The following is a 5236-nucleotide window of genomic DNA, read 5'->3' on the forward strand; positions in this document are numbered from 1 at the left end:
GGGTGCCGCGCGGCAGGCCGGGCCCGGTCGGCGCGCTGCTCGATGCGGAGGGACGCGGGCAGTGCCGCACCGCGTGGGAGAACACCTTCCACGCGCTGGTCCGTCTCCGTGCCGTCCAGGAGGCTTCGACCTGGTTCGCCGATTCCGCCGCCGATCCCTGGTTGTTGCTCGCGGCGGAGTCCACGCCGCGGACGGAGTGCCTGCAGTGCGCGACGGTCGGCCGGGAGGTATCGCCGAGGAATGAACCGGGGCCGACCCGCGAGGCGAGGGTCATCCCGTTCCCGCACCGGGGGCGGAGAGGGGAGCCGCGACCCGGCGAAACGCGTTGACGGCTTACGTCGTCTCCGGCGGGGTGGGGATGTGGCCGCGGTCTTCGGCGCGGTGGCCGACCTGGCCGGTGTGGGCCTCGGTGCGCTGCCCGCGTGCGAGGTAGTCGCGCACGATGAGTTCGACTGCGTCCTGGGGGCTGCTCGTGCCCGACAACATCATCACGTCGATGGCGAGATTGGCGTCCAAGGAGATGGTGACCTTGGCCATGGGCAATCCTCCTGTCGCTTCCGCGGGCTTGTGCCCGGACAAACCCGGTGGTGAGCGCGGGAAGGCGCACGCAATACTCGTTCGGGTGTTCCTGACGATAGCGACCACCCGGCGCCCTGCGACCGATCTTGGGTTTTTGCTGCACAAGCACCCCGACAAAGCACAGCGGTTCGGTGCCTCGTACGGCACCGCCCACGTGTTCTACCCCGAGGCTTCGCAGGATCGCTGTGAGGCGGCTCTGCTGCTGGACGTCGATCCGGTGGGGCTCGTGCGAGGCTCCCGGAAGTCCGGCAAGGCGCCCGACTTCGCGCTCGCGCAGTATGTCAACGACCGGCCCTACGCCGCGTCGTCGCTGCTGGCGGTGGCGCTGGGCGGCGTGTTCCGTACGGCGATGCAGGGGCGGTGCGAGGCACGGCCCGAGCTCGTGGACGAGGACTGGCCGCTCGATGTCTCGGTGCCCGCCCTCCCGTCGCGCGGCGGGGCCTCGATGGTGCGGTCGCTGTTCGAGCCGCTGGGGTGGGACGTCGAGGCCGAACCGGTGGCGCTGGACCGGCGGTTCCCGGAATGGGGCGAATCGCGGTACGTGCGGCTCCGGCTGACCGGGACGCTTCGGGTCTCGCAGGCCCTGCGGCACTTGTACGTGCTGCTTCCGGTGCTTGACGACGCCAAGCACTACTGGGTGTCGCCCGAAGAGGTCGACAAGCTGCTGCGCGCGGGAGAGGGGTGGCTCGCGGAGCATCCGGAGCGGACGCTGATCACTCGCCGCTACCTGTCGCGGCGTCCGGGGCTGACCCGGACGGCGCTGGAACGCCTCGCGGAGGTGGACGACGCCGAGGCTGAGGCGTTTGACAACGCGGTGCCCGCGGAGGAGGACACGGACGAGACGGCGGGCGCTGCGGAGGACGGTGTCGGGCCCGGCATCGCTGCGGCAGCCGGTGACCGCCTGCCGGAGAACGCGGCGCAAGGCGCGGCTTCGTCGCGCAACGCCGGCCCGGCTCGCGGGCTGGCGACAGTGGGGCATGCCGCAGGCGGCGCCGAGGTCCCCGCGGCGGACGCTTCGGACGGGGCGGTGTCTGCGGACGAGGAGGCTCGTGTGACCCTCGCGGTGCACCGGCGGCGCGCGGTTCTTGCCGCGCTGCGCGAGGCCGGCGCGTCGCGTGTTCTGGATCTGGGGTGCGGCGACGGCAAGTTGCTCGCGGAGTTGCTGAAGGAGCGTCAGTTCGGCGAAATCGTGGGCGTGGACGTGTCGGTGCGGGCGCTCGGCATCGCCGCACGGCGCCTGCGTCTCGATCGAATGGGGGAGCGGCAGCGCGGGCGGATACGGCTGATGCAGGGGGCGTTGACGTACACGGACGCCCGCCTCGTCGGGTACGACGCCGCGGTGCTGTCGGAGGTGATCGAACACGTCGATGAACCACGCCTGCCCGCACTGGAGTTCGCGGTGTTCGGATTCGCCCGGCCGACCACCGTCGTGGTGACGACGCCGAACGCCGAGTACAACGTCCGGTACGCGCCGGACGAAGAGGGCGGCCCGGGCCTGGCACCCGGGGCGATGCGGCATGCCGACCACCGGTTCGAATGGGACCGGGCCGGGTTCCGGGCATGGGCCGCGGAGGTGGCCGAACGCTTCGGCTACCAGGCCGCGTTCGTGCCGGTCGGTGACGACGATCCCGAGGTGGGACCGCCGACGCAGATGGCCGTGTTCGCCGTTCGCCCCGCCGCCGACTTCGATGCCGAGGACCTTTCCGCATGACCGAGCTCGCCATTCCCGACCTCAGCCTGGTCGTCCTCATCGGAACGACCGGCGCGGGCAAGTCGACATTCGCCCGTGCCCACTTCGCGCCGACGCAGGTGCTGTCCTCCGACTTCTTCCGGGGCATGGTCTCCGACGACGAGAACAACCAGGCCGCGTCGAAGGACGCCTTCGCGCTCCTGCAACACGTCGCCGGGATCCGCCTGGCTGCCGGCCGGTTGACCGTCATCGACGCCACCAGCGTGCAGCCCGGCGCCCGGGCGCAGTTGGTGCAACTGGCCCGCGAACACGACGTGCTCCCCGTCGCGATCGTGCTCGACGTGCCGGAACAGGTCTGTTTCGAGCGCAACACCGCGCGACCCGACCGCGCTCACCTGCCGCGCAGTGTGGTCACACGGCAGCGCAAGGACCTGGTCAGGTCGTTGCGCGGCCTCCAGCGCGAGGGCTTCCGCAAAGTGCACCACCTGCGCGGCGTGGACGAGATCGCGGCGGCACGCATCACGTACGAGAAGCGCTTCAACGACCTGCGCCACCTCGGTGGCCCGTTCGACATCATCGGGGACATCCACGGTTGCCGTGCCGAGTTGGAGACGCTGCTCGGTCGCCTCGGGTACCGGATCGTCCGGGACGCCGCGGACCGTGGCGTCGACGCGGTCCATCCCGACGGCCGTACGGCGGTCTTCGTCGGGGACCTGGTCGACCGTGGGCCCGACACGCCCGGGGTGCTGCGCCTGGTGATGGGCATGGTCCGGGCCGGCCACGCGATATGCGTGCCGGGCAACCACGAGCAGAAGCTGTTGCGCGCGCTGCGCGGACGCAAGGTGAGCGTCACGCACGGCCTCAAGGAGTCGTTGGACCAACTCGCCGGTGAATCAGAGGAGTTCCGCGCCGACATCGCTGCGTTCTGCGACGGTCTCGTCAGCCACTACCTGCTCGACGACGGCCGTCTTGTGGTCGCGCACGCGGGTCTGCCGGAGAAGTACCACGGGCGCACGTCCGGCCGAGTCCGCAGTTTCGCGCTCTACGGCGACACCACCGGCGAGACCGACGAGTACGGCCTGCCGGTCCGCTACCCGTGGGCCGAGGAGTACCGCGGCCGCGCGATGGTGGTGTACGGCCACACGCCCATGCCGCGCGCCGAGTGGGTCAACAACACCATTTGCCTCGACACCGGCTGCGTGTTCGGCGGCGACCTGACGGCGCTGCGCTACCCCGAGCGGGAACTGGTCGCGGTCCCCGCCGAACAGGTCTGGTACGAGCCGGTCCGGCCTCTCAAGGCGGAGGCGCCCGGCGGCCGGGACGGACGCCCGCTCGACCTCGCCGACGTCCTCGTGCCGGACGACCCGATGGGCCGCCGTGTCGTCGAGACCGCCACAGCTGGTCGCGTCATGGTGCGCGGCGAGAATGCCGCGGCGGCGCTGGAGGTCATGAGCCGTTTCGCGACCGACCCGCGCCGACTCGTCTACCTGCCGCCGACCATGGCGCCGTGCGCCACGTCGGACCGGCCGGGGCTGCTGGAACATCCCGCAGAAGCGTTCGAGCAGTACCGCCAGGACGGCATCACGAGGGTGATCTGCGAAGAGAAGCACATGGGCTCGCGCGCGATCGCGTTGGTGTGCCGCGACCAGGACGCCGCGAAGGGCGCCTTCGACATACCCGACGGCACCGGAGCGTTGTGGACGCGGACCGGCCGGTCATTCCTCGCGACGCCGGATCTGACCGAACGCTTCCTGGCCCGGATTCGCGGTGCCGTCGGCGCCGCCGGCCTGTGGGACGAACTGGACACCGACTGGCTGTTGTTGGACGCCGAACTGATGCCGTGGTCGGCCAAGGCCACGGACCTGTTGCGGCGCCAGTACGCCTCGGTCGGTGCCGCCGCGACCACGGCGCTGCCGGCCGCCGCCGAAGCGCTCGCCCGCGCTGCGGCACGGGGCGTCGACGTCGCCGACCTCGCGGCACGCACCGACCGGCGCGAAGCGAACGCCCGCGCGTTCACCGACGCGTACGCCCGCTACTGCCGACCCGTCGACGATCTCGACGGCCTGAGCTTCGCCCCGTTCCAGTTTCTGGCCGCGCGCGGCCGGGACTTCACCGCGCAGCCGCACGACTGGCATCTCGGCCTCGCCGACCGCCTCGCCGCGGCGGACGAGACCGGGCTGCTCGCCACCACCGGCCGCCTCATCGTCGACCTCGCCGATGCCGACCAGGTCGCGGCGGGCGTGGCGTGGTGGGAGGCGCTGACCGGCGCGGGCGGCGAAGGCATCGTCGTCAAGCCGCTGGCCGCCGAGGCCGCGCGCCCGCCGGGTACGCGGATACAGCCGGGCCTCAAGGTGCGCGGGCCCGAGTATCTCCGCATCGTCTACGGCCCCGACTACGCCGAACCCGAGCACCTGACCCGGCTCCGGAACCGCCACCTCGGCCACAAGCGCTCGCTCGCGCTCCGCGAGCATGCCCTCGGCCTGGAGGCCCTGGCCCGGCTCACGTCCGGCGAACCCCTGTGGCGTGTCCACGAGCCGGTCTTCGCGGTCCTCGCGCTGGAGTCGGAACCGGTCGATCCGCGGTTGTGAGCGGCCGTGCTCGGGCGTCGCCCGCGGACGGCGCCGGAGCGCAGCCCGCTCACGGGGGCGGGCCGTACCTCGGGTGCGATCACGCGCGGTGCGATCTCGTAACCTGGGCATAACGCTCGAAAACCCGTAGGCCGACATGGGGGCCGGATTGTGGGCCAACATGTGGGTGGCACGCGGGCCGATGCGCACGCCGGACAAGCAGGCGAATCGTGGTGCCGAGTCTTCGGACACCCGGCCCGCGTCCCAGCCGCCGGGCGTTGGGTGTGCATCGCGCCGGATCCGTCAGGAGGAGTTCATGGCTTTCCGTGTCCAGTCGGAGACCGGACGGCTGAGGCAGGTCATCCTGCACCGACCGGATCTGGAGCTCAAACGCCTCACC

General features: G+C 71.6%; 5 protein-coding genes. 3 read left to right on the forward strand and 2 right to left on the reverse strand.

Features of this window, described 5'->3' with window-relative positions; all coding sequences use genetic code 11:
• Both ACRX5W_RS24195 and ACRX5W_RS24200 read right to left on the reverse strand, forming a co-directional pair.
• On the reverse strand, positions 1 to 184 hold a 184-nt coding region (locus tag ACRX5W_RS24195; protein ID WP_436790376.1), incomplete at its 3' end, for a hypothetical protein.
• A gap of 149 nt (positions 185 to 333) precedes the next feature.
• Positions 334 to 537: a hypothetical protein gene (locus tag ACRX5W_RS24200; RefSeq protein WP_436790377.1), complete on the reverse strand. Its 204-nt coding sequence runs from the start codon at positions 535 to 537 to the stop codon at positions 334 to 336.
• Between the two features lie 85 nt (positions 538 to 622).
• Between ACRX5W_RS24200 and ACRX5W_RS24205 the strand changes: the two genes are divergently transcribed.
• The 3 genes from ACRX5W_RS24205 to ACRX5W_RS24215 all read left to right on the forward strand — a co-directional run.
• Entirely contained in the window at positions 623 to 2290 is a 1668-nt protein-coding gene (locus tag ACRX5W_RS24205; RefSeq protein WP_436790378.1) for a 3' terminal RNA ribose 2'-O-methyltransferase Hen1, read from the forward strand.
• A complete protein-coding gene (locus ACRX5W_RS24210) occupies positions 2287 to 4857 on the forward strand; it encodes a polynucleotide kinase-phosphatase (protein WP_436790379.1) in 2571 nt (856 codons plus the stop codon). The genes ACRX5W_RS24205 and ACRX5W_RS24210 overlap by 4 nt, the downstream gene beginning before the upstream one ends.
• 181 nt (positions 4858 to 5038) lie before the next feature.
• A partial coding sequence (locus tag ACRX5W_RS24215; RefSeq protein WP_436790380.1) for a hypothetical protein occupies positions 5039 to 5236 on the forward strand: 198 nt, incomplete at its 3' end.

Origin of the sequence: Yinghuangia sp. YIM S10712, from assembly GCF_051388935.1 — a bacterium.
In the GTDB taxonomy this organism is placed as follows: Bacteria; Actinomycetota; Actinomycetes; order Streptomycetales; family Streptomycetaceae; genus Yinghuangia.

Excerpts from the sequence above, each read along its gene's own strand:
- ACRX5W_RS24200 (WP_436790377.1), bottom strand. The coding sequence starts at position 537 with ATGGCCAAGGTCACCATCTCCTTGGACGCCAATCTCGCCATCGACGTG.
- ACRX5W_RS24210 (WP_436790379.1), top strand. The coding sequence starts at position 2,287 with ATGACCGAGCTCGCCATTCCCGACCTCAGCCTGGTCGTCCTCATCGGA.